The 2,877-nt window shown below is 45.2% G+C and carries 3 protein-coding genes; 2 read left to right on the top strand and 1 reads right to left on the bottom strand.

Features of this window, described 5'->3' with window-relative positions:
• Window positions 1-312: 312 nt before the first annotated feature.
• A complete protein-coding gene (locus QT974_RS33125; protein ID WP_333472605.1) occupies window positions 313-1,068 on the bottom strand; it encodes a pentapeptide repeat-containing protein in 756 nt (251 codons plus the stop codon).
• A 152-nt stretch (window positions 1,069-1,220) separates the two neighbouring features.
• Between QT974_RS33125 and QT974_RS33120 the strand changes: the two genes are divergently transcribed.
• Window positions 1,221-1,514: a hypothetical protein gene (locus tag QT974_RS33120; RefSeq protein ID WP_333472604.1), complete on the top strand. Its 294-nt coding sequence runs from the start codon at window positions 1,221-1,223 to the stop codon at window positions 1,512-1,514.
• Entirely contained in the window at window positions 1,501-2,658 is a 1,158-nt protein-coding gene (locus QT974_RS33115; RefSeq protein WP_333472603.1) for a DUF6745 domain-containing protein, read from the top strand. Before QT974_RS33120 ends, QT974_RS33115 begins: the two co-directional genes overlap by 14 nt.
• Window positions 2,659-2,877: the final 219 nt, after the last annotated feature.

Here is a 2,877-nt window from a genome sequence, read left to right as displayed (position 1 = left end):
ACTAATAACTTATATGCGGTCATGCTTCGCCCTCTTCCAAAACCAGATGCACCCCTACGAACCTTAGTTATGGTAATCGACCGGACTTAATATAAATTGGTCTTCTTCCGGCTTCAAAAGTATAATTAGCAGTAAAATTTTCTTTGTTATTTCCTAAGATGATTGAGACATTATTAGATTTCAGAATTGGTTGCTGCTAATTCTAATTTGCCATCACTGTTAATGTCAGTAGGCTACCTCGAATTTTTTGCTACGTGCAAGCAATGATTTGCTAATAAAAACTAATTGCGATCGGTTATGCTAAATCATCCTTTAATAGCAAAGTTCGCTAGCCCCCCCCAGAATTGCGCCCCGCTGTTTGAGTATCTGTTTTTGGGCTGGTGTAAAGTCAGGATTTCCCTCTAAAATTGTGATTCTTGCACCCTCTAACTTTGCTCCATCTAACTTGATTTGATTGCTGGAAAGAAAGCACATTTTGGCATTTCTAAGGTCGGCGCCAGTGAAATCTGCATTCACAGTTTTTGCGTTACTGAGTTGCGCGCCGAATAAGTTAGCATTTTGCAAATTTGTACCGCTCAAGTCTGCGTATGGTAAGTGTGCATTTTGCAGGTTAGCATTCTGAAGTTGAGCATTAGATAGAATGATATTTGGTAAACCAGCATCGGTTAAATTTGATTCTCTCAGATTAGCAGCTTGAAAGTTGGGAGGGCTTCCCCCAGAGCTTCTTGTGCCACTCAAATTTGCTTTTTTGAGATTGGCATTGCTGAAATTTGCATTGACGATATTGGAATTACTGAGGTTGGCACCTTGAAAGTCGCCACCAGTAAAATCTGCATTTGCAAATGCAAAGACACAATTATTACAGTGCTTTGTCAAACGAAATCGCATCGGATCTAGTTGACTAAATATCAGGAGGAATCCAATGTACAATAAAGATAAAAGTATGCCGATCGCGATCGCAATCCATATCAAAAAGCGACCTAAACTCGGATAGCCATATAAGTTGATATACCTACTTGCTCCCGCCGACAAAATAATGCCGATCGCAATTCCGATCAAAATTAACATAAAACCTCTCAGCAAACGATTGTTTCAGTTCTGCCAGATCCAAAATTATCAAAGCTGGTTATTGACTTTTGTTTGTAGTATGCTAGTATTATGCAGTGACCGCGCATCAGGCTCGACTGACCAAAACTACCAACCAAAATTAATAAAAACCTATGCAACCCATCCGCCAAGGCGACGTAATTCTCACCCCGGTACCGCAAATCGAAGGAGAAAAAAAACCTCATCTAACACTCGCCGAAGGTGAAGTTACCGGACATTCTCACCAGATTGTTGAGGGGCAAGCTGAACTTTACGAAAAAGACGGTACTCTGTACTTGCGAGTGCTTTCGCCGACAGCTTTATTGAGTCACGAAGAACACAAAGCGATCGCAATTCCCGAAGGTAATTGGATGGTGCGGATTCAGCGCGAATACGAACCCCAAGGCTGGCGGTATGTCGCAGACTAAGGTTAAAAAACTCACGCCAGCACAAGAGGCTCAGATTCCAGTTTATCGATCCAAGTGGAGATCGATCGCGCTTTCCACAGGCCCGATCGATCGCTCTCAAGCTGCGGAAACCATTAGATTAGCTTACAGGGCGATGGCTTACGCCCCGCTTCGCTACGGCAAACAAGCACCGGAAATCATTTTTTGCGATCGTCCCTACCAAGCCGCTAACGTCATCCTCAGCCACGCAGACAAACCCAGGAGTCACCTGCGCAGCCAATTAGAGAGCAAAGTGCGCAGCGAACTTGAAAAACAACTGCTGACTTGTCTGCGCGGACAACTAGAAAACCAGCTAAAACGTCAACTGCAAAATCAACTCGAAAATGAACTTTACACCCAACTGCAAAGCCAACTGTGGAGCCCCCTGCGCGAGCATTTAGCGAGGGAAATAGCGAGCAAATTGCCGATCGATTTAAGCGGACAGCGGGCCCGGTATTTGCAATACGCTCATCTCAACAAACAACTAGATAATTGCATTCAACCGGAATTGTGGGCTGGTGGTGGCAGTTTGTTAGATTTTTGCATTTCCGTGTTGAATTGCGCGCACTCCTACGGCAATATCTGGACAATTTTTGAATCGCTTGTCAAGACTTGCGGCTGGGTTTTTCCCTATGACAAAGTTTGTGTAGTGTGCGAAAAGCCGATCGTACTTTCCGCAGACAGCAACCACCGCTTACACGCCGAAGCAGCACCCGCCGTACAATTTGCCGACGGTTTGGCGATTTACGCCTATCACGGCGCGATTTTACCCGAATGGTACGGCCGCGTGCATCCCCGCGAGTGGCAGTCTAAATGGCTGTTGAAGGAGCACAACGCTCTTGTTCGGCGAGCCTTAATTCTGGGCATCGGGTGCGATCGTATTTGTCAAGAACTAGCAGCCATTGAATTAGACACTTGGCAGGAATATACCCTGTTAAAAATGGATTTTGAGGACGATTTCGACGACTCGGGGATGCCATTACCAGTTTTTTTGTTAAAAATGACCTGTCCGAGCACCGGGTTCATTCATGCGTTGCGAGTGCCGCCAAATATGACATCTGCACAAGAGGCAATTCGCTGGGTAAATTGGGGAACCGATCCAGAAGAATTTAGCGTACAAACATGAAGATTTTTGATTGCCACACAGGCCGCCAGCCCGCCAGCCCGAAAGTCCGCCAGGGGTTTAAACCCCACAGCGAGTAGCTAAAGTCCGTTAAAACGGACTGCTAATATTAACACATCCAATAAATTAACAGCAAATATTCTATAACAACGCGATCTAACTTCTTGATTTCAGTCGGTTTCAACCGACTTACGCTTTGAGGCAGGGGTTTAAACCCCTGCC

It is taken from the genome of Microcoleus sp. BM001215392 (assembly GCF_036700185.1).
Classification (GTDB): domain Bacteria; phylum Cyanobacteriota; class Cyanobacteriia; order Cyanobacteriales; family Microcoleaceae; genus Microcoleus.
The sequence above is the reverse complement of the archived record's forward strand: the minus strand, read 5'-3'. Positions and strand labels throughout refer to the sequence as shown.